The sequence below is a fragment of the Roseibacillus ishigakijimensis genome (assembly GCF_016595415.1).
Classification (GTDB): Bacteria; Verrucomicrobiota; Verrucomicrobiia; order Verrucomicrobiales; family Akkermansiaceae; genus Roseibacillus; species Roseibacillus ishigakijimensis.
The window spans coordinates 1-18,597 of the sequence record NZ_JAENIO010000061.1 but is presented as its reverse complement, the minus strand read 5'-3'; the positions used below and the strand labels follow the sequence as shown (position 1 = coordinate 18,597).

19 protein-coding genes and 2 tRNA genes are annotated in these 18,597 nt (G+C 57.9%); 9 read left to right on the top strand and 12 right to left on the bottom strand.

Annotation, left to right across the window (positions count from 1 at the left end; genetic code table 11):
• Positions 1-386 precede the first annotated feature (386 nt).
• Both JIN78_RS15960 and JIN78_RS15955 read right to left on the bottom strand, forming a co-directional pair.
• Positions 387-962, bottom strand: coding sequence for a hypothetical protein (locus JIN78_RS15960; protein ID WP_200392997.1), 576 nt, complete (start codon positions 960-962; stop codon positions 387-389).
• Positions 959-2,185 carry a tyrosine-type recombinase/integrase gene (locus JIN78_RS15955; RefSeq protein WP_200392996.1) on the bottom strand — a complete coding sequence of 409 codons (1,227 nt, stop codon included), beginning with the start codon at positions 2,183-2,185 and terminating at the stop codon, positions 959-961. Before JIN78_RS15955 ends, JIN78_RS15960 begins: the two co-directional genes overlap by 4 nt.
• Before the next feature lie 255 nt (positions 2,186-2,440).
• Between JIN78_RS15955 and JIN78_RS15950 the strand changes: the two genes are divergently transcribed.
• Positions 2,441-3,973 carry a phytoene desaturase family protein gene (locus JIN78_RS15950; RefSeq protein WP_200392995.1) on the top strand — a complete coding sequence of 511 codons (1,533 nt, stop codon included), beginning with the start codon at positions 2,441-2,443 and terminating at the stop codon, positions 3,971-3,973.
• Positions 3,974-3,982: 9 nt separating this feature from the next.
• Positions 3,983-4,573, top strand: coding sequence for a hypothetical protein (locus JIN78_RS15945; protein WP_200392994.1), 591 nt, complete (start codon positions 3,983-3,985; stop codon positions 4,571-4,573).
• Positions 4,574-4,584: 11 nt separating this feature from the next.
• Here the strand turns inward: JIN78_RS15945 and JIN78_RS15940 are convergent, their stop codons facing one another.
• Entirely contained in the window at positions 4,585-5,991 is a 1,407-nt protein-coding gene (locus JIN78_RS15940) for an aldehyde dehydrogenase family protein (RefSeq protein ID WP_200392993.1), read from the bottom strand.
• Between the two features lie 36 nt (positions 5,992-6,027).
• Here JIN78_RS15940 and JIN78_RS15935 point away from each other — a divergent pair, with 36 nt between their 5' ends.
• Genes JIN78_RS15935 through JIN78_RS15925 form a run of 3 tightly spaced genes read left to right on the top strand, consistent with a single transcriptional unit; the run spans position 6,028 to position 9,124 of the window.
• Entirely contained in the window at positions 6,028-7,527 is a 1,500-nt protein-coding gene (locus tag JIN78_RS15935) for a phytoene desaturase family protein (protein ID WP_200392992.1), read from the top strand.
• A gap of 18 nt (positions 7,528-7,545) precedes the next feature.
• Positions 7,546-8,649, top strand: coding sequence for a glycosyltransferase family 2 protein (locus tag JIN78_RS15930; RefSeq protein ID WP_200392991.1), 1,104 nt, complete (start codon positions 7,546-7,548; stop codon positions 8,647-8,649).
• Complete coding sequence (locus JIN78_RS15925; protein WP_200392990.1) at positions 8,639-9,124, top strand: glycosyl-4,4'-diaponeurosporenoate acyltransferase CrtO family protein; 486 nt, start codon at positions 8,639-8,641, stop codon at positions 9,122-9,124. The genes JIN78_RS15930 and JIN78_RS15925 overlap by 11 nt, the downstream gene beginning before the upstream one ends.
• 108 nt (positions 9,125-9,232) lie before the next feature.
• Here the strand turns inward: JIN78_RS15925 and rplJ are convergent, their stop codons facing one another.
• From rplJ to JIN78_RS15885, 8 genes are all read right to left on the bottom strand, one after another.
• Positions 9,233-9,748: a 50S ribosomal protein L10 gene (gene rplJ / locus JIN78_RS15920; RefSeq protein WP_200392989.1), complete on the bottom strand. Its 516-nt coding sequence runs from the start codon at positions 9,746-9,748 to the stop codon at positions 9,233-9,235.
• A gap of 21 nt (positions 9,749-9,769) precedes the next feature.
• Positions 9,770-10,471 (bottom strand): 50S ribosomal protein L1, encoded by a 702-nt coding sequence (gene rplA, locus JIN78_RS15915; protein WP_200392988.1) that lies wholly within the window; start codon positions 10,469-10,471, stop codon positions 9,770-9,772.
• 110 nt (positions 10,472-10,581) lie between these two features.
• On the bottom strand, positions 10,582-11,010 hold the full coding sequence (gene rplK, locus JIN78_RS15910; RefSeq protein ID WP_200392987.1) for a 50S ribosomal protein L11: 429 nt from the start codon (positions 11,008-11,010) through the stop codon (positions 10,582-10,584).
• Between the two features lie 21 nt (positions 11,011-11,031).
• Positions 11,032-11,601: a transcription termination/antitermination protein NusG gene (nusG, locus tag JIN78_RS15905; protein WP_200392986.1), complete on the bottom strand. Its 570-nt coding sequence runs from the start codon at positions 11,599-11,601 to the stop codon at positions 11,032-11,034.
• A gap of 49 nt (positions 11,602-11,650) precedes the next feature.
• Positions 11,651-11,878, bottom strand: a complete 228-nt coding sequence (locus tag JIN78_RS15900) for a preprotein translocase subunit SecE (RefSeq protein WP_200392985.1) — start codon at positions 11,876-11,878, stop codon at positions 11,651-11,653.
• Between the two features lie 25 nt (positions 11,879-11,903).
• Positions 11,904-11,979, bottom strand: a tRNA-Trp gene (locus JIN78_RS15895).
• A gap of 96 nt (positions 11,980-12,075) precedes the next feature.
• Positions 12,076-13,260 carry an elongation factor Tu gene (gene tuf / locus JIN78_RS15890; protein ID WP_200392984.1) on the bottom strand — a complete coding sequence of 395 codons (1,185 nt, stop codon included), beginning with the start codon at positions 13,258-13,260 and terminating at the stop codon, positions 12,076-12,078.
• A 36-nt stretch (positions 13,261-13,296) separates the two neighbouring features.
• Positions 13,297-13,371 (bottom strand) — tRNA-Thr (locus JIN78_RS15885).
• Positions 13,372-13,751: 380 nt separating this feature from the next.
• Between JIN78_RS15885 and selA the strand changes: the two genes are divergently transcribed.
• From selA to JIN78_RS15870, 4 genes are read left to right on the top strand one after another with little or no spacing between them, the layout of a single operon-like run.
• Complete coding sequence (selA, locus tag JIN78_RS15880) at positions 13,752-15,059, top strand: L-seryl-tRNA(Sec) selenium transferase (protein WP_200392983.1); 1,308 nt, start codon at positions 13,752-13,754, stop codon at positions 15,057-15,059.
• Positions 15,056-15,178, top strand: a complete 123-nt coding sequence (locus JIN78_RS17600) for a hypothetical protein (protein ID WP_267907090.1) — start codon at positions 15,056-15,058, stop codon at positions 15,176-15,178. Before selA ends, JIN78_RS17600 begins: the two co-directional genes overlap by 4 nt.
• Positions 15,179-15,226: 48 nt before the next feature.
• Positions 15,227-15,880, top strand: a complete 654-nt coding sequence (locus JIN78_RS15875; protein ID WP_200392982.1) for a hypothetical protein — start codon at positions 15,227-15,229, stop codon at positions 15,878-15,880.
• 32 nt (positions 15,881-15,912) lie between these two features.
• Positions 15,913-17,583 (top strand): glycoside hydrolase family 78 protein, encoded by a 1,671-nt coding sequence (locus JIN78_RS15870; protein WP_200392981.1) that lies wholly within the window; start codon positions 15,913-15,915, stop codon positions 17,581-17,583.
• A gap of 20 nt (positions 17,584-17,603) precedes the next feature.
• On the opposite strand, the gene JIN78_RS15865 is transcribed toward JIN78_RS15870, so the two are convergent.
• Positions 17,604-18,482 carry an HAD-IIB family hydrolase gene (locus JIN78_RS15865; RefSeq protein WP_200392980.1) on the bottom strand — a complete coding sequence of 293 codons (879 nt, stop codon included), beginning with the start codon at positions 18,480-18,482 and terminating at the stop codon, positions 17,604-17,606.
• Positions 18,483-18,597 lie beyond the last annotated feature (115 nt).

The following is an 18,597-nucleotide window of genomic DNA, read 5'->3' as shown; positions in this document are numbered from 1 at the left end:
GAGACTCTTCCCTTGTCGCCCGCAAACGACTTTTGAGAATCCCTTGGCCCTCGGGTCGAGGGTTTTCTTTTGGGCTCATTGTGCGCTCCCTCCCTCTACCTGAAAACGTTCATCGAGGACGGCTCGCACTTTCTCCACGTCGAAGAAAACACGACGCGAAATCTTGAGATACGGGATCCAACCTTTCGCCCGCCATTCTCGGAAGGTTCGCAGACTTGGCCCGGTTTGCTGATAACTGGGGAAGATTGCCCCAAGACATTCCAACTCTCCGACGAGGGCGGACGGTTTACTTTCTGTCGCAGCTTGCTTCATACGGGGTGCAGTGTCTGCAAACTCCCGCAATCGCGCTCGGATTCTAAGGCTCTTATTTGAGCCCTAGAATCTAGTCACTTTTCCAGCCAATCTAGGTTCGCGGCATAGAAGGCATTCTTGCGCACTTCAAAATCATTCTGAACTTCACCGATCAACTCTGGAAAACGTTTCTGAAACTCAATCCAGAGCTTATCCTGTCCGATTGGCCTTAACTCTCGCCACAACTCGAAAAGTTTAACTGCCCGCGCATTTCCGGCGCGTAGCCTTCGGGTCTCCGTGCTGGCAAGTAGTTCGCGGACTTCTCGCAATATCTCGCTAGCCTCATGATCTCTCTTTAATTCCCGCTCCATCAGTTTACGCAGGTGTTCAGCCCCTACCAAATCGTTCACACCTTCTCTAATGTCCAAAGCCTCCAAGTAGGCGACACATACGGCCCGCCCCCTCTTCTTTGCTATTCCGTTCGTTTGATTTATCCGAAAGCGAAAGTCGGCCATATCGGCTCTAAACCCCTCTATTAATTCTGGGGGGATTGTGAAGTTGAGGTCTTCGGAAATCATTGCTTTCTCTGGTTTTTCAACATCCTCACCAAGTTTTTGTTTCTCTTCTGAACTCACGAGTTTTTCCCTTCTTTCGCTCTCCATTTCAGTCATGCGCTCTTTCGTTTGTTGTTGGAGAGTTCAACAATCTTCCCTTCCTCTTGCGGCGGATAGATTTCCCAGAGCTTCTTAGCGAGAGACTTTTTCACCAAGGCCCGATAATTGCGGAAGATGACCGCTTCACTTGTTCCTGCAATGGCGGCGGTCTTGCCTATGTCGGAATAGCTGGCGACATGGCAACTGATGAAGGTCTTGCGCAGGGCATTGCGCGGCCAAGGATTCTCTTGGTTCCATCCGGCCTTTTTCCGAATCCGACTCAATGCCTTCTCGTAAGTGTCAACAGTCTTGTAAGCGGGGAGAACGGGACCGCCTTCTTGGTCGAAGTAGGGCTTCAACCATTGAAGCGCATTGGGCGGAATGCGATTGATTCGAACGTGATTTTCTCGCCCCTTGGTCACGTCCTCGGGAACGGAAAGTTCTTCCTCCTCCCAGTCGAAATGTTCCCAGCGTAGACGAAGGGCTTCCTCCTTGCGCACGCCAATGAAGACTTGAGCCACGATGGCGGGGAGAAGCTCCCTGTCCGCGCATTCAAGCAGCCTCCGCACGTCAGGCGGGGTGAGAATGACTTTCGCTTTCCGCTTCTTGGGAAGCTCGGGAGCGGGCGGGGTTGGGTTTTCGGTGAAGTTGGGGAATCGCTCGCTCTTCACAATCCAGTTTAGGAAGGTGTTCACGTCTGTGCGGTTCGCCCGCTGGTTGACCACTCCCCCGAAAGTTTCCCACCAAGCGCGAATCTCGGGGCCCTTGAGGCTGGCAAGGGTTCGGCGAGGGTGTGCGGCGCTGAAACGGTTCAGGGTTTGCCTCGCTCGCCTAATCGTCTTCACGTCGAGTTCCCGCGCTTCCATGGCATCGAGGTAGAGGCCAATCCCCTCCTCTATCGTCGCCCCGTCTTGTCTGGCCTTTTCTTTCAAGTGCGCAAGATAGAAGGCAACCGCATCGCTGAGACTCTTCCCGTGGGGCTTCAATTGCTTGGTGGCCTCGGTGGCCTCGGTCAGAAGGGTTTCGTCCAGTAGTTCGCGATTGCTCTTGCTGATTGTGTCCCGCTGGCGCTCCAGTTCAGATTTGAGGGCTTTGGCTTTATCCTGTTCGCCATGCCGAAAAAACTTCCGGCTCCTCTTACCGCCGATCCGAGACTCGACCACCCAGCGATAACCGCGCTTTTTGCGCATGACGTTCTCGGCTGACAGCTCCTTGATGGTCACCTTTTCCTCTGCTTGCATCTACTCGCAGATAAAAGAGCAAAACAGAGCCAAACTCCAGCCAAAAGGGCAACAAACGGGCAACACCTGAATTTTTTATTGAAAAATAAAGGGGGCAACACGATTCGAAATCGTGCGTGGCAGGAATGTCACCGAGGGTTCGAATCCCTCTCCCTCTGCCATTTTTCACGGGGGAACCGCATAGCGGCCCCGACAGATTCCTCTCCTCCGGGTTTGCAATTCTCCCGGCCCGGCAAAGAATAGACCCAAGGAGGCATGAGGAAGAAGATCATTATCGTAGGAGCCGGACCAGGCGGGCTGGTCAGCGGCATGTTGCTGGCCCATCGGGGATATCAGGTCACGCTCCTCGAAAAAGGAGCCACCGTGGGCGGGCGCAATGCCCCCCTCGTCGCCGGAGACTACCGCTTCGATACCGGACCGACCTTTCTTCACCAGAAGTTCACTCTCGACGAAATCTTCGCCGAAATCGGGCGCAAAGCAGACGAGCACATCCCTTTCCAAAAACTGGACCCGATGACCAAACTCACCTGGGAGGGAGTATCGCTGGAGACCAGCTCCGATCGGGAAAAGATGGCCGCCGCCATCGAAAAGGCCTTTCCCGGCGAAGCGGAAAACTACCGCCGCTTCATGAGGGACCACGCCCACAAGCTGCAGGCCATCTTCCCTTGCCTGCTCAAGCCCTATCACCAACTTTCTTCCCTGTTCGCCTCCCACCTGCTCAAAGCCCTGCCCCACGTGGCCACGAATAAGACGGTCATGGATGTCTTGGACGGCTACTTCGACGACGAGAGACTGAAACTCGCCTTCACCTTCCAAGCCAAATATCTGGGGATGTCGCCCTGGAATTGTCCCGGCTTGTTTAGCATCCTCTCTTACATCGAATACGAGTATGGCATCTATCATGTGGAAGGCGGCCTTTCCAAAATGTCCGAAATCATGGCGGACATTTTCCAGGAAGAAGGGGGTCAACTGATGCTGGAGAGCGAAGTGACTTCCTTTCAATATCAGGGAGATCGCGTCTCGGGGGTCGTCCTTGCCGATGGCCAGGTCCTTTCTTGTGACGATTTAATCGTCAATGCCGACTACGCCCACGCTCGTTCGCTTATTTTCGGCGAGAGAAAAACCGAACCGGAAACCCTCGCCAAGAAAAAGTTCTCTTGCTCGACTTACATGCTCTATCTCGGTCTTGATAAAATTTATCAAGAGGAGCCGCACCATCACATCATCTTTGCCGACAACTACGCCCAAAACGTTGCCGATATCCAGAGCGAAAAAACCATCTCGGATGACATGTCGATCTATGTTCGCAATTCCAGCATCAACGACAAAACCGTTGCTCCGGAAGGTCACTCCCAGCTCTACTTCCTCGTCCCAACGATTAATAATCGCGAAGGAGACCAATGGACGGAAGAAATGCGCGAACAGTATCGGGAAAAGGTTCTCGACCGGGTGATTGCGAAAACCGGGATGAAGGATCTCCGGGAGCACATTGTCGAAGAACGATGCATCACCCCGACCGATTGGGAGAGCGCCGACATCTTCTTGGGCGCCACCTTCAACTTGGCCCACACCCTGGACCAAATGCTCTACCTCCGGCCCCGCAACAAACTGCAGGGATTTGAGAATATCTATCTGGTGGGAGGCGGAACCCACCCGGGCAGCGGGCTGCCAACGATCTTCGAAAGCGCCCGCATCTCGGCCAATCTCATCGACGAAGCTTACGGCACCAAGCGCGACCGCATCGATTTTGCCTCCGAACTCCTTGCTGCCACCAGCGCCCGGGCCTAGAGTGCGGTCATGATAAGTGGCAAATTTCTCTTTGTGATTCTGGCCTGCACCTGGGGGGGCTTGGCGAAGCTCGCCGCGCAAGCCACCCCGGAGGCCCTGCAGCAATACCGGGCCTGGCACGAAGTCTGCCTGCAGGGAAACGTTGACCAGATCGATCAACAAATCGCCAACTTCCAGCAACAACTGGCTGCGCATCCCGGGGACTCCCTCGCCAAGGCCTTTCTCGGAAGCGCTTATGCTTTGCGCGCCAAGTTCGGCAAATGGCCGCCATCCAAGCTCGCGAACCTGAAACGCGGGCGCGAGCTCATGAACGAAGCCATCGTGGAAGCTCCCCATGACGGTCGCGTGCGCATGGTGCGCGCAATCGCTTATTACCGCATCCCCAAGCGCTTCGGCGTGCGCGAGACCTCTCTTGCCGACTTCAACCTTCTGGTTCCGGCCGCGCAAAAAAAGAAACCCTTCACCCGCAGTGAGCGCCAGGCCATTCTTTATTATGCCGCTCTCGCCTATCGCGACGAAAATATAGCGGGGGCCGGAGAGCTGATGGCACAATGTCGGGCTCTCGATCCCGATTCCTCATATGGAAAACTCGCGCAATAAGTGGACCGGCCTCACTTAAGCCATTTGCGCAGCAGACGGGTTTGTTTGTCCCGAGGAGGAAGGCTCGCAAACGGATCGGGAAAGAAATAGCGTCGGCTGTAGGTTCTCTCGTAGGTGAAGGCGCGCACGCTGGCCTCCCCCCGGTAGCGGCCATAGCCACTTTCGCCCTTGCCACCAAAGGACCCATTGGGATTACTCGCTTGCTTACCCACATCGTTCACGCACACCCCGCCGGAAGGAACCTCCCGCACCAAGCGCTCCACGAAACCCTTGTCCTTGGAAAAGCAGTAGAGCGCGAGAGGCTCCGGATAAGAGGAAAGGCGGGCATAGAGTTCACTTTCATCGCGATAACTGACGAGTGGAAGGATGGGACCGAAGATCTCTTCTTTCATGCAGTCATCGCCCCATTGGGCACCGGGAACAAGCCGTGGAGCCATCCCAAGCTCATCGGGCTGATCGCAACCCTTGCCAATCTCATTCCCCTTCAGCAGCCCCTGCAACCGCTCATAATGCTTCCGGTTGACGATGCGGGCGAGCTCTTTTTCCCAAGGCAGGCGAGTCAACCATTCTGTCAGCTCATCCTGCAGCTCCCCGGCGACCGCTTCTTCCACCGCGACGAAATCGGGGGCGAAACAAGTCTGGCCGGCATTGAAGAGTTTCCCTGTCAAAATCCGTTTAGCGGCCATTGTCAGGTCAGCCGAGCCATCCACCACACAAGGGCACTTCCCGCCCAGTTCCAGCACATGCGGAGTCAGGTGCCGCGCGGCCTGCCCGGCGACAATCCTCCCCACCCGGCTGCTTCCGGTGAAAAACAGAAAATCAAAGCGATGTTGCAAAAGCGAGTGAGTCACCTCTTTACCTCCTTGCACGACCGCTACCCAGCCGGGAGGGAAGATCTCGGCGAGAACCCTTTCCAAAAAGGCGGCCGTTGCGGGAGCCTCCTCCGAGGGCTTCAAGATAACGGTATTTCCAGCAGCCACCGCCCCGAGCAGGGGCCCGAGCGCGAGCTGCACGGGGTAATTCCAAGGGGCGATGAGGAGCGTGTTCCCATGAGGCTCGCGGCGCACTTCATTCCGACAGGGCCAAAAGTAAAGCGGGCTGGAAAAAGAACGGGGCTGCAACCAGCGCCGCAAACACTTCCTCATCAAACGAATCTCCTGCAGCACAAAGTGATACTCCGAAAGAAAAGCCTCCAGCGTGGGCTTGCCCAGATCCGCAGCGAGCACGCGCAACAGCTCTTCTTGATGGTCGCGCAACACGGTCTCGAAGCGGGTCAGAATCGCCAGACGATCATCGAGGGAGCGGGTGCGTCCGGCCCGGAAAAAGGCCTGCTGTTCCGCGATCAGTTGCTCTTGCTGGGCTGGTGGAGTCTCGGTCATTACTTGCGGCAGGGTGTCGCAAACTAAGGGCGGCCGCATCGTTGACAAGGTGATATTCCCGCCCAACCGTCCGCCATGCAAGGAAATCGCGTGGCGGTCATCGGAGCCGGCCTGGGAGGAATGTCTGCCGCCATCTCGCTGCGCGCGGAAGGATATGCCGTCGAGATCTTCGAGAAAAACAAGCACCTCGGGGGCAAACTCAATGTGCTGGCGCAAGAGGGCTTCACTTTCGATCTCGGTCCCTCCATTTTTACCCTCCCGGCCCTCTTCGGAGACCTCTTCCGCCGCGCGGGCAAAGATATGGCGGACTATGTGAGCTTGCAGGCGGTGACTCCCCATTGGCGTAATTTTTTTGACGACGGCCTTGTCCTAGACCTCTTCCAAGAAGATGAGCTGATGAGACGCGAGCTGGCGAAGCTTCCCGGCGACGCTGAGGCCCACTGGCGCGAACTACAGGACTTTCTCTCCTATGCCCGCAAACAATACGAGGTCCTCAACACCGGATACCTGCAAGAAGGCATCGACGGCCTTTGGGAATTCCTCAAACATTACGGCCTCAAAAAAATCGGGAGAGAGATCGACTACCGCAAGAACATGTCCGAATCGGTTGCGGAGCGACTCAGCAGCCCGGCTCTGCGCAGCATCTTCGAATATTTTATCAAATATGTCGGTTCCTCCGCCCTGGATGCACCGGGATATATGAACATGATGCCTATTATCCAATTCGACCATGGCCTCTGGTATGTCGAAGGGGGCATGTATCGCCTGGCCGAAGGATTAGAGAAGTTAATGGCCGAGATGGAAATCCCCATTCACTTGGAAGCCGATGTCACCAGCATCACCAAGAGCAACAATCGGGTCACCGGCCTGGAGCTGGCCGATGGCAGCCAGCGCGAATTCGACCTTATCGTGAGCAACATGGAAGTCATCCCCACTTACGAAAAGCTCCTCGGCGAATCCGATCGCTTTTTGCGAAAATACAAAAAATTTCAACCGGCCTGCTCCGGACTCGTCATCCATCTGGGCACCGACCGGATCTATCCCGAACTGGCCCACCACAATTTCGTCTACTCCCGGGATCAGCATAAACACTTTGACACCGTCTTTCAGAAGAAAGAACTGCCGGACGATCCCACCCTCTACGTCGTGGCACCCACCCGGACAGATACCAGCAAGGCCCCTCCAGGCTGCGACAACATCAAGATTCTCCCCCACATTCCGCCGCTCGCAGAGGGCCAAAGCCCGTCCCAGGAGGACTACCTCGCCCTGCGGGAGCGGGTCTTGGACAAAATGGAGAAAACCTGCACCCCGGAGTTGCGAAAGCACATCGTGACCGAAGATTTTCTCACCCCCGTGGACATCGAGCGCCTCTACCGCTCGAATCGAGGCTCCATCTACGGAGTGGTCAGCGACTGGAAACTGAACCGTGGTTTCAAGGCTCCCAAGACGAGTTCCAAATACAAGAACCTCTATTTCTGCGGGGGCAGTATCAATCCCGGGGGCGGAATGCCCATGGTGATCCTCTCCGGGCAAAAAGTCGCCGATCGCATTGTTTCGGACCGCTCGTCTTCGTGAAGCCGCTTCCCTCCGCTCATGCTCTCCCTCGCCCCCCTCATCGCCTTGCTGCTCGGTCCCAGCCTGTGGCTGATTCTGGGGCGACCCCGGTTTCTCTCCCCGCCACCCCGGTCGGCGAAGGAAGGCCGCATTTCCATCATTATTCCAGCCCGAAACGAGGAGCACCGCCTGGGTCGGCTTCTCTCTTCCCTCGCAGAAAACCAGCACCCGCCCCACGAGATTCTCGTCGTAGACGATGAGTCCACCGATGGCACCGCTCGCGTGGCCGGCGATCTGGGAGCCACCGTGATCAGCACTCCTCCCCGGCCCGCAGAGTGGCAGGGCAAGCCGTGGGCCTGCGAGACCGGAGCCCGGGCTGCCACCGGCGACTGGCTTCTCTTTCTGGATGCCGACACTTGGTTCGAGCCAGGCGGTTTCGATAAAATCAGCCACCTCACCGGGGACGACAGATCGGTGTCCTCACTCTGCCCCCATCATTGTCCTGGCTCCGCCATCGAGGAGCTTTCCGCCTTTTTCAATCTCGTCATGGTCGCGGGCTCGAATGCCTTCAGGCTCCGCCCCTCTGCCCAAAGCGAGTCCGCCCTCTTTGGGCAAAGCCTCCTCATTTCCCGGGCCCTCTACCAAGAAGCGGAGGGCCACCACTCCGTTCGAAACCAAGTTCTGGAAAACTTCCATCTCGCCGGCTTGATACGGGAGAAGGGTGGCCACTGCCAAGTCTTCCTGGGCCGCGGAGTTCTCGCCATGCGCATGTTCGACCAAGGATTGGGGCAAATTTGGAACAGCTGGAAAAAAGGCTTCACCACCGGGGCCAAGCAAACCAATCGCCAGGCCTTGCTCCTGATCTCCCTCTGGCTGACCGGGGCCATGACGATTCTCGTCAGCCTGCCCTTTGCCCTTTTCTACCCCCATGCCGACCCGGCTTTCGTCCCCCTCCTCGCTGCGGGCTACCTCTTCTACGCCGCCCAATGCGGCTGGGCATTCCGGCTCGTCGGGCGCTTTTCGCCCCTTACGGCCCTCCTCTTTCCCATCGCTCTCACATTCTATCAGGTCCTTTTCTTCACCGCCCTCCGGGATCAGAAAAAGGGAAAAACCACCCCATGGAAAGGACGCGATGTTCATTGAACTCCCCAACCATTGGATCGTGATCCTGAATGCGCTGGGCATTCCCGTGGTGCATCTCGCGCTCGCTTGGCTCAGCCTGCGGCTACCTGCGTCCTGCTTCTCGCCGTCTTCCCCTTTGTATCGAATCAGAGAGTGGGAACGGGAGGGAGAGCGCTACCAAACCTGTTTCCGGGTCCGATCGTGGAAAAAGCACCTCCCCGACGGGGCTGGCTGGTTGTCCGGCTTCACCAAACGCACCCTGCAGTCCCGCGAAAAGACCTATCTGCACGAGTTCCGATTGGAAACCTGCCGGGGCGAATGGTCCCATTGGCTGCAAATGGCCGTTCTCTTTCTCTTCGTCGCCTGGACCCCCTTTCCCGCCAGCCTCATCATCATCGCCTACGCCCTCCTTTCCAATCTCCCCTGCCTCATCGCGCAACGCCATCTCCGCGGCAGGCTGAACCGTTTGTTGAAAAACGGCCCCACGCGCTGCTGAAGAGGAATACCTGCTCGCTGGCGAAGAAAACCTTCCGAGGGGAGACGAAAAAAGCCCACCGGCCGAACCGGAGGGCTTTTGAAAAATTTCTCTGCGAGAGGGCAAGCCTTACTCGTCGCCGTCGGGGAACTTGGCCTTGATGACGCGGGCCAAAGAAGCAGCCGGCTCGTTGATGGTGCGCACCAGCTTGGAAGCGGGAGCATTGATAACACCGAGGAGCTGGGCGAGGAGAACTTCGCGGGAAGGCAGGTCGGCAAGAGCTTCCACTTGCTTGGCATCAAGCACGTTGCCATCAAGAATGGCGCTCTTCACTTCCGGCTTCTTGAATTCCTTCTGGAAATTCTTCACCACCTTGGCGGCGGCACAGACGTCGCTCTCACCAGTGATGAAGGCCGTCTGTCCCTTGAGGTCGTCGCCCAGGCTGGGCAGTTCCGCTTGCTCGAGGGCGATGCGCATGTAGCGGTTTTTACCCACGTGGCACTCGGAACCAGCTTCGGCGAGGCGATTGCGCAGCTCGCTGAACTGAGGCACGGTCATGGTGTTGTAGTCCACCACGATCAGGAAGGGCGAGCTATTCACTCTTTCGAGAAGCTCGTCGACGATGATTTTCTTATCTGGGTTCATAATCGGTTCTTTCTTCTCGGATTAGTTGATGGCGTAGAGGGAAGCTTCCAAAGGCAGACCGGGCTGCATGGAGGAAGCGAGAGTGACGGACTGGATGTAGTCGCCCTTCGCGGAAGCGGGCTTGGCCTTGACCAAGCTCTCAATGAGGGAAGAAGCGTTCTCCACCAGTTTGGTTTCGTCGAAGGAAATCTTACCGACGGCAGCTGCGACACAGCCATTCTTGTCGACCTTGTAATCGATTTTACCCGCCTTGGTGGCGTTGACTGCTTTAGCGGTGTCTTCGGTGACGGTGCCAGTCTTGGGGTTGGGCATGAGACCGCGTGGTCCGAGAACCCGGGCGATCTTACGCACTTCCTTCATCGCGTCGGGAGTGGCGATGGCGGCATCGAAGTCGAGGAAGCCGTCCTGCACCTTTTTGATGAGATCGTCCATACCCACTTCGTCGGCACCTGCTTCTTGAGCAGCCTTGGCGGCATCACCGGTGGCGAAGACAATCACGCGGACAGTCTTACCGGTGCCGTGCGGGAGGGAGACGCTACCGCGGACCATCTGGTCGCTCTTGCGGGGGTCGATGCCCAGTTTGAAGGAGAGAGTGACCGTGCCATCGAACTTAGGCGCGGGAAGACTCTTGAGAACGGTCACCGCCTCAGCGAGGGGGTAACCTTTGCCAGCCTCAATCTTGGAGGCGGCTTCACGATATCGTTTGCTTTTTTTGCTAGCCATTATTTTGCTTTGTAGTGCGGGCGAATGTCACCGTATTGCGACATTCTCCTACGGTTTGCGGAGAGAAACCCAGAGTGGCAGCGGTGTGCCGCCCTGCCGGGTTACGAAGCTTACATTCCTTCCACTTCGAGACCCATCTGACGAGCGGTGCCCGCGAGAATTTTGGCCCCTTGTTCGAGGTCGTTGGTGTTGAGGTCAGGCAACTTGACTTTCACCACTTCCAGGAGTTTCTCCTTGGAAATCTTACCCACTTTGGTGGTGTGGGGCTCACCGGAACCGGAGGCGATGTTGGCGGCTTTCTTGAGAAGAACCGCTGCCGGGGGTTGCTTGGTGATGAAGGTGAAAGAGCTGTCCTTGAAGACCGTGATCACGGTCGGGAGGAGGTCGCCCGCTTGCTGCTGGGTTGCTGCATTGAAATCTTTGCAGAACTGCATGATATTCACCCCTGCCTGACCGAGTGCGGGACCGACGGGTGGTGAAGGGTTCGCCTGTCCTGCCTGGATCTGCAGCTTCAAGATTTGTTTTACTTCCTTAGCCATCTGAGTGTTACTTAATGTTGATTAGGCGCTTTCCACCTGCCAGGTCTCCAACTCGACCGGAGTTGAGCGACCGAAAATTGTCACCGACACGCGCAGCTTGCCGCGCTCGTGATCGATTTCTTCGACCACGCCGTTCTGACTTTCGAAAGGACCATCCGCGACCAGCACGGTATCGCCCACTTCATAAGAGATGGAAGGACGGACGGATTCTTCGCGCTCCTTGATCTGGGCCAGCATGCTCTCCACCTCGCGCGGACGCATGGGGATGGGCTTGTCCTTGGTGCCCGCGAAGCCGATCACTCCGTCCATTTCCTTGATGAAATACCAGGATTGGTCAACCAAGTCCTTGTTTTCATCAAAGAGATACATGTTGACGATGATGTAGCCGGGGAAGAACTTCTTCTTCATCTCGACTTTCTTACCCTTGCGATTCTCTTCCACCATCTCAGTGGGGACCAGCACCTCGAAGATGTAGTCTCCCAACTCCTCGCGCTCCACCTCACGGCGGATCCGCTTGGCCACGCTATTCTCCTGTCCGGAGAGCACGTGCACCACATACCACTGGTCTTTCGCCTGGGGAATATTCGGCATCGCTTGATTCGTATCTCGTAAAAAATTGTTAGTCGGAAAGTTGCCTTCCCTACCCCACACCGAGAGCGGTGAGGAAGTCCACCACGTTGCGGTGGATGAAGTCCCAAAAGGCCACGAACCCTGCCAAAAGCAGCATGGCCACAATCACAACTACAGTGGAATCGATGAGTTCCTTGAACTTCTTGAACCCTTTGACTTTCGGGTCCGGATCCCAAGGCCAAGCTGCTTTCCGGAGCTCTCCCTTGACTTCGTTGATGAATGTGAACGCTTTGCGCATGAGTGTGACTTGAGAAAATAAAAAGTGGCAGGACAGACAGGACTCGAACCTGCAACCCTCGGTTTTGGAAACCGATGCTCTACCAATTGAGCTACTGTCCTATTTTAGAGGCGACTTGGGGCACTCCAGCCTAGACCGGAATGCCCCGTAAAGTCCTGTGCCATCTGGACGGGAGTTCGTCCAGAGATTTTTAAGAATTAGTCAAGGATGTCACCCACCCGGCCAGCACCCACAGTGCGGCCACCTTCGCGGATAGCGAAGCGCATGGTCTTCTCCATGGCGATAGGAGTGATGAGCTCGATTTCCAACTCGACGTTGTCACCAGGCATCACCATTTCCACACCGTCGGGGAGCTTGATGCTGCCAGTCACGTCAGTTGTGCGGAAGTAGAACTGGGGACGGTAGTTGGAGAAGAAGGGAGTGTGACGACCACCTTCATCCTTGGAAAGAACGTAAACCTCAGCCTTGAACTTCTTGTGAGGAGTCACGGAACCGGGCTTCACGATAACCTGGCCACGCTCGAGGTCGTCTTTCTTGAGACCACGGACGAGGAGACCGACGTTGTCACCGGCACGACCTTCGTCAAGAAGCTTACGGAACATCTCGATGTCAGTGATGGTGGTCTTCTGAGTGTCGCGGATACCGACGATCTCAACTTCAGCCATCTTCTTGATGATACCACGCTCGACACGACCGGTAGCCACTGTTCCACGACCTTCAATCGAGAACACGTCCTCGATGGGCATGAGGAAGTCCTGGTCAACGGGGCGCTCGGGCTCGGGCACGTAGCTGTCGACAGCTTCCATCAACTTGAGAATAGCCTCTTTGTGAGCAGCGTCACCTTCGAGAGCCTTGAGAGCGGAACCCTTCACGATCGGGATGTCGTCGCCGGGGAATTCGTACTGGCTGAGAAGTTCGCGGACTTCCATTTCGACGAGCTCAAGAAGCTCTTCGTCGTCGACCTGGTCAGTCTTGTTCAAGAAAACAACCAAAGCGGGAACACCCACCTGACGAGCGAGCAGGATGTGCTCACGAGTCTGAGGCATGGGGCCGTCAGCAGCGGAAACAACGAGAACACCACCGTCCATCTGAGCGGCACCGGTGATCATGTTCTTAACGTAGTCGGCGTGACCGGGGCAATCAACGTGCGCGTAGTGACGATTTGCGGTCTCGTATTCCACGTGCGCAGTCGAGATAGTGATACCACGAGCCTTCTCCTCGGGAGCTGCGTCAATCTGGTCGTATGCCTTGGCAACACCACCGCCCTGCTCTGCAAGGACAGTTGTGATTGCTGCTGTCAAAGTTGTCTTACCGTGGTCAACGTGCCCGATGGTGCCAATGTTGACGTGGGGCTTGTTCCTTTCGAATTGTTCTTTCGCCATTTCCTTTAGTGTTTTGCGGATTTTTCTCCCGGGACCTGGAGCTTATGGGGGGAATTGAACCCCCGACCTCATCCTTACCAAGGATGTGCTCTACCCCTGAGCTACATAAGCATTGTCCGGTCGCCTGACGAGTGGCTGTGACTTAGTTTGAAACGAAATGCAATAGAAACTTGCAAGTGTTTTAGCGAAGTCCGCCCCGCGAAAAGCGGGCGGGACGTTAGCAACGAGACCGCCCCTGTCAAAATCTATTTTGGTTTTCTTCGTTTTTTTTTCGCCTGGGAGGCGCCCCTCTCTCGACAACCAACAGCAACATCGTCGCAACCCACATAAAATGAGCACAAAACGTGACCTCAGACCATCGGCCACCGATTTGACCTCCGCCCTTCCTCCCCCCGGAACCCAGCGGAGCCGAGGAGGGTGGAACAGACCTCTTTTGCAGTTTATCCCCCTTCCCGGTTGGATTTTTTCGCCAGCTTTGGCACCTTGGGAGCATGAATCTTGCCGCTTTACCCTCGGTGGAGACCCTGGCCCAACGCCTCGCGGCCGACTCCGGGCTCCCCAAGTCACTGATTATTGGTTTCATCAAGAGACAGGTAGGGCGATTCCGGGAGCGACTGCAACAGGGCGAAAAGCTGAGCCGGAACGAGATCGAAGCGGAAATCGGCCAAGCCCTGGAGGAGTTCGAGGGCTCCCGCCTGCAGCCAGTCCTCAATGGCACGGGCATCCTGATCCACACCAATCTGGGGCGGGCTCCGCTGGGAACCCGGGCGGCCCAAGCCGTTTACGATGTGGCGACCAATTACTGCAATCTGGAGGTCGACCTGGCTACCGGCAAACGCGGCAAACGGGGGGCCTTTCTGGAAGAATCCCTCTCCATCCTGGTCGAAGCCGAAGCCGCGACGGTGGTGAACAATTGTGCCGCCGCCCTGGTCCTGACCCTCCGGGCTCTCATCGCTGAGGGCCGCAACGAAGTGATCGTCTCCCGCGGAGAGCTGGTCGAAATCGGAGGCGGCTTTCGCATCCCGGATATCCTGGAGACCTCCGGAGCCAAGTTGGTGGAAGTGGGAGCCACCAACAAAACCCACCTCCGGGACTACGAAAACGCTCTCAGCGAACGCACCGCTCTCATCCTCAAGGTCCATCGTTCGAACTTCTATCAAGAGGGATTCATCGGGGAAGCGGACTTGGGAGAACTTTCCGCCCTCTCCCGGCAGCAGGGCATCCCCCTCGTGGAAGACCTCGGCTCGGGAGCCCTGATGAATACCGACGAGCTGGCCCCCATTGAGCACGAGCCCCGCCCGCAAGAGCAATTGGCGCGCGGCATCGAGCTCGTCCTTTTCTCGGGAGACAAACTCCTCGGCGGCCCCCAGGCCGGAATCATCGCCGGGCGCGCGGACCTCGTGGCCCGAATCAAGAAGGAGCCCTTCTACCGCGCGGTGCGACCGGACAAACTCATTCTCACCGCCTTGCAAGAGGTCATCCTCGACTACCTCACCCTGCGTGACGACCCCTCGCGAGTGGGGCTGATCCCCGTCCTCGACATGCTGCGGGAAAGCGAGGAGGAACTGCGCGAGAAAGCCCGGGCCCTGCAGAAAAAACTGGAGGGGGAATCCGAGATTGTGGCTACCTCCGGAGCAACGGGAGGGGGCACCATGCCTCGCAGCCAGTTCCCTTCCCTGGCCGTCCGCACCGTCCACAAGCCTCCTTGTCCCAAGCTTTTCACCCGTATCGAGGACGACTACCACCACATCGACCCCCGCACCCTGCGCGCTCCGCAACCACCCCATACCGCTGAATGACACCTCCCCCTAGCGAACTTGGATTGGTCCGCTGGCAGCGCGACCACGAGGCGGCCTTTACCCTGGCCCGCAGCAGCCAGCGTCCCGTTTTTCTCCTTTTTCAAGAGGTCCCCGGCTGAGGCCCCTGTCAGGATTTCGGGTCCGAGATCCTCAGTCATCCCCTCTTGGTGGAATGCTTGGAAGACGAGTTTGTCCCCCTCCTCATCCGCAACAACCATCCCGGGGAGGAGGCCTCTTGGCTGGCCCATTACCACGAACCGGGCTGGAACTTTCCCGTGGCCCGCTTTTTTTCGGGCGAAGGGCAGGAACTCCTTCCCCGCCGCGACCGCCTTTTCTCCCTCCCGGACCTCTTTCCCCGCTTGGAAATGGCCTTGATGCTGATGGGCAAGCCTTCTGCTATTCTTCCCCTCGTGCGCCCGGAAACCATTCGCCCGGAGCTCCTGGCCGTGCGCCAAAGCGGCCCCTGGCAGGGAGAATTGCCTCTGGGCCACCTCCCGCCCGTCATCCAAAGCCAGGCAGCCTGGCATCAGGGAAGAGAGGCCACCCTCCTTTCCTCCAACCCTTCGCTGGGAGGCATTTCCGCGCTGAGCCAACAAATCCACGACACCCTGGGGGAAGTCGAGATATTCCATGGGCGGGCTCTCAAAGGCACCCGCCCGGCCAAGGAGGCCGACCAAAAGTTCCGCCTGGCGCGCTCGCCGTGGAACGCCCTCCCCACTCTCACCGCCCACCAGCGCAGCCGTCTGGAGGGCTGGCTGGCCCACGACCCCGGGCGCATCGTGGAATTTCTCACCCCCCGCCAGCGGGCGCTCCAGCCTTGACGAAGGCCACCCGGCCAGCGAACAACTGGGGGATGACTTTTGCAACCCTCCTCCCTCTCGCGCTGGCCGTGAGCCTCCCCCTTGCCGGACAAGAAATCGGGCCTGTGCATCCGACGGCCCTGCAAAACTCCGCCATCACAGTCAACGGGGAAAACTCCCTCCGTTTCTCCTGGCAAATCAAGGCGGAAGGCCGGGGACAAATTCAAAACGGTTACCAGATCCTGGTGGCCGCCAACGAAGAGAACCTGGCCCCCGACAAAGAACTGGTCTGGGACTCCGGCCAAGTGGAGTCCGGCCAATCAATTTTTCTCCCCTACGAGGGACCGGAACTGACAAAGGGTCAGGACTACCACTGGCAGGTCCGGCTCTGGAGCCAGACTGGCGAGGAGTTGACCGCTAGCGAATGGAGCGCGCCTGCCAGTTTCACCTATTTGGCGGAAGAAAAGACTCCTCCTGCGGCTGAAGCCCGCCTTCTCTCAAGCTTCGAGAGCTCCGATGAGGACTTGAACCAACTCTTTGTCGCTGCGCAGGAATCCGCAAAGACGGTGCTCGGGCCACCCGCCCGCTTTGCACCCGGGGACAAAGCCTGGGGAGCCCCCCTGCACTTGAGCGCCCGCGGCTTCGCTTTCCAAGCCGACCTCGCCGACTACTACCGCGTTTGGCTGCAAGAGATCGTGGCGGAGCAAGGAGGAAAAGGGCTCTTCCCCGCTCGACTGGGCGGAGAGGAGAAGGCCCCGCCCGCACCAGGACACTCCGATGCCGCTCTCGTCATCCCCTTCGCCCTCTGGCAGCTCACCGGCGACCCCTCCTTCGTCGACATCGCCTTCGAGCCAGCCATCGCCCATCTCGCGGCCCAGCAGAGGCTGGACGCCGACTTCGCGGGCCAGGCCTACGGGGAAAGCGAGGCGGCAGAAAACAGCCCCTCCCCCGATTTTCTCGCCCTTTGCTACTTCTCCCTCGATGCCCGCATCGCAAGCGAAATGGCCACCGCCAAGAGCCATTTGCCCTACATCATGCAGCACAAGGTCTGGTTCGACAATCTGCGCAAAGGCTTTGAAAAACGATTTCTCGACGAGGAGCAAAATCTGACCGAGTCCTCACAAAGCGCGCAGATCCTGGCCCTGCGCTTTTCCCTCCTGCCCCCGGAAGGCAAGGAAAAGATGGCGAAAGCCCTCTCCGCCCGCTTGCAACAGGAAGGCCTGCAGGCCGACCCCTTTGGCACCGCCGCCATCCTGCCCGTGCTGAGCTGGACCAACCACCACGAACAGGCGGTGACTCTGGCGCGCAGCTTTGGCCAAGAAGAAGCCGAACCCTCTCCAGTGGCCCTCGCCAGCACCGCAGAATGGATGATGAGCTTTCTGGCCGGCTTCATCCATCAGGCCCCGGGGTTCAAGACCTTGCGGGTCGCCCCTTTCATCCCCGCCGATGGATCCATCACCGAGGTCAAGGCCCATCACGACACCCCCTACGGACGACTGGCCATTCATTGGAAAACAACGGAAAAAGGCCTTTCCGCCCAGGTCACCATTCCCCCCAACACCACTGGCGTGATCGCCCTTCCGGCGGACGAAAAAGCCACCCTCACCGAGAGCGGCAAGCCTCTGGAGGAGTCCCTGGCCTGCCAGTTCATGCGCGACCTCGAGGGCCGCAAGGAAATCATCGCCCAATCAGGCACCTATAACTTCGAGGTGGTCAATCCTTGAGGCCTCGCCGGGCCGGACCCTCACTTGACCGGGTGAGGGACGGGCCGCTCGACCGGGGCAAAGACCTCTTCCAAGGCCGCGAGCACGCCCCGGCTGGCCTCCCCCTCGCCCACCACCCCGCCCTGCTGAAGAACAAAGGCCTTGACCTCCTCCACCGCATTCTGCGGGCAAAGCGGACGCGCCGTCACCTCGGAAGAAAGCATACTGAGGTCATTGAAATTATCCCCCGCCGGAAAAACAGCCTCCGCCCCCAGAGAAACCCGTCGGGCAATCTCCTGCAAGGCGCTCCCCTTGCTGTAAGCACGGTGGCTGAAGCGCAGATAGACCCCATTGCGCTCGTAGGCGAGGAGAGGACTGGTGCCACAAACCCGGCCCACCTCCGCGAGAAGCCCCTCCATCTCATCCTCATGCGGCAGGACCACCCCCGCAAGGTCACCCTCCACCTCCACCCAGCGACCTAGAGCCGTCTCTTCCACATAACGCCGCACCTCCTTGAGCTGCTTGCGCACCTTCTTGAAAAGCCTCTTGTGATCCTTCTCACAGCGCTTGTTCCAATCCGGATCGGGCACGAAGCGGCCAAAACGACCGGGGAAATAAATCTCCCGCTCGCGAGCCACCACAAAGTCCGGCAAAAAAGGAAGCTGCCCCGTCATCCCCTCCACCAGATGCATGAGCGATCGCCCGGTGCAGATACCCCAAATCATGCCCTCGCGCTCGCGCAACTCCTCAATGCGGCGGCACAGACGAGGATCCACCGGAGGATCGTGGGCAGGCCAATGCAAGGTGCCATCGAAGTCAAAAGCCAGAATGCCACGCGGATTCTCAATAACGGGAAGAGCTTGCACAGGCAAAGTCTGGGTCAGGGAAGCAGTCCCGCCAATGAGAAAACAACGCGCCATCCCACGCACAAGCCTCCTTCCCATTCGCGTCAGGTTAAGGCTGTGAGGCCTGATTCTATGGGGGATTTGCGGGTTCGTTGGTCTCTTTTGAGGTGCCGCGGATCAGGACTGAAAT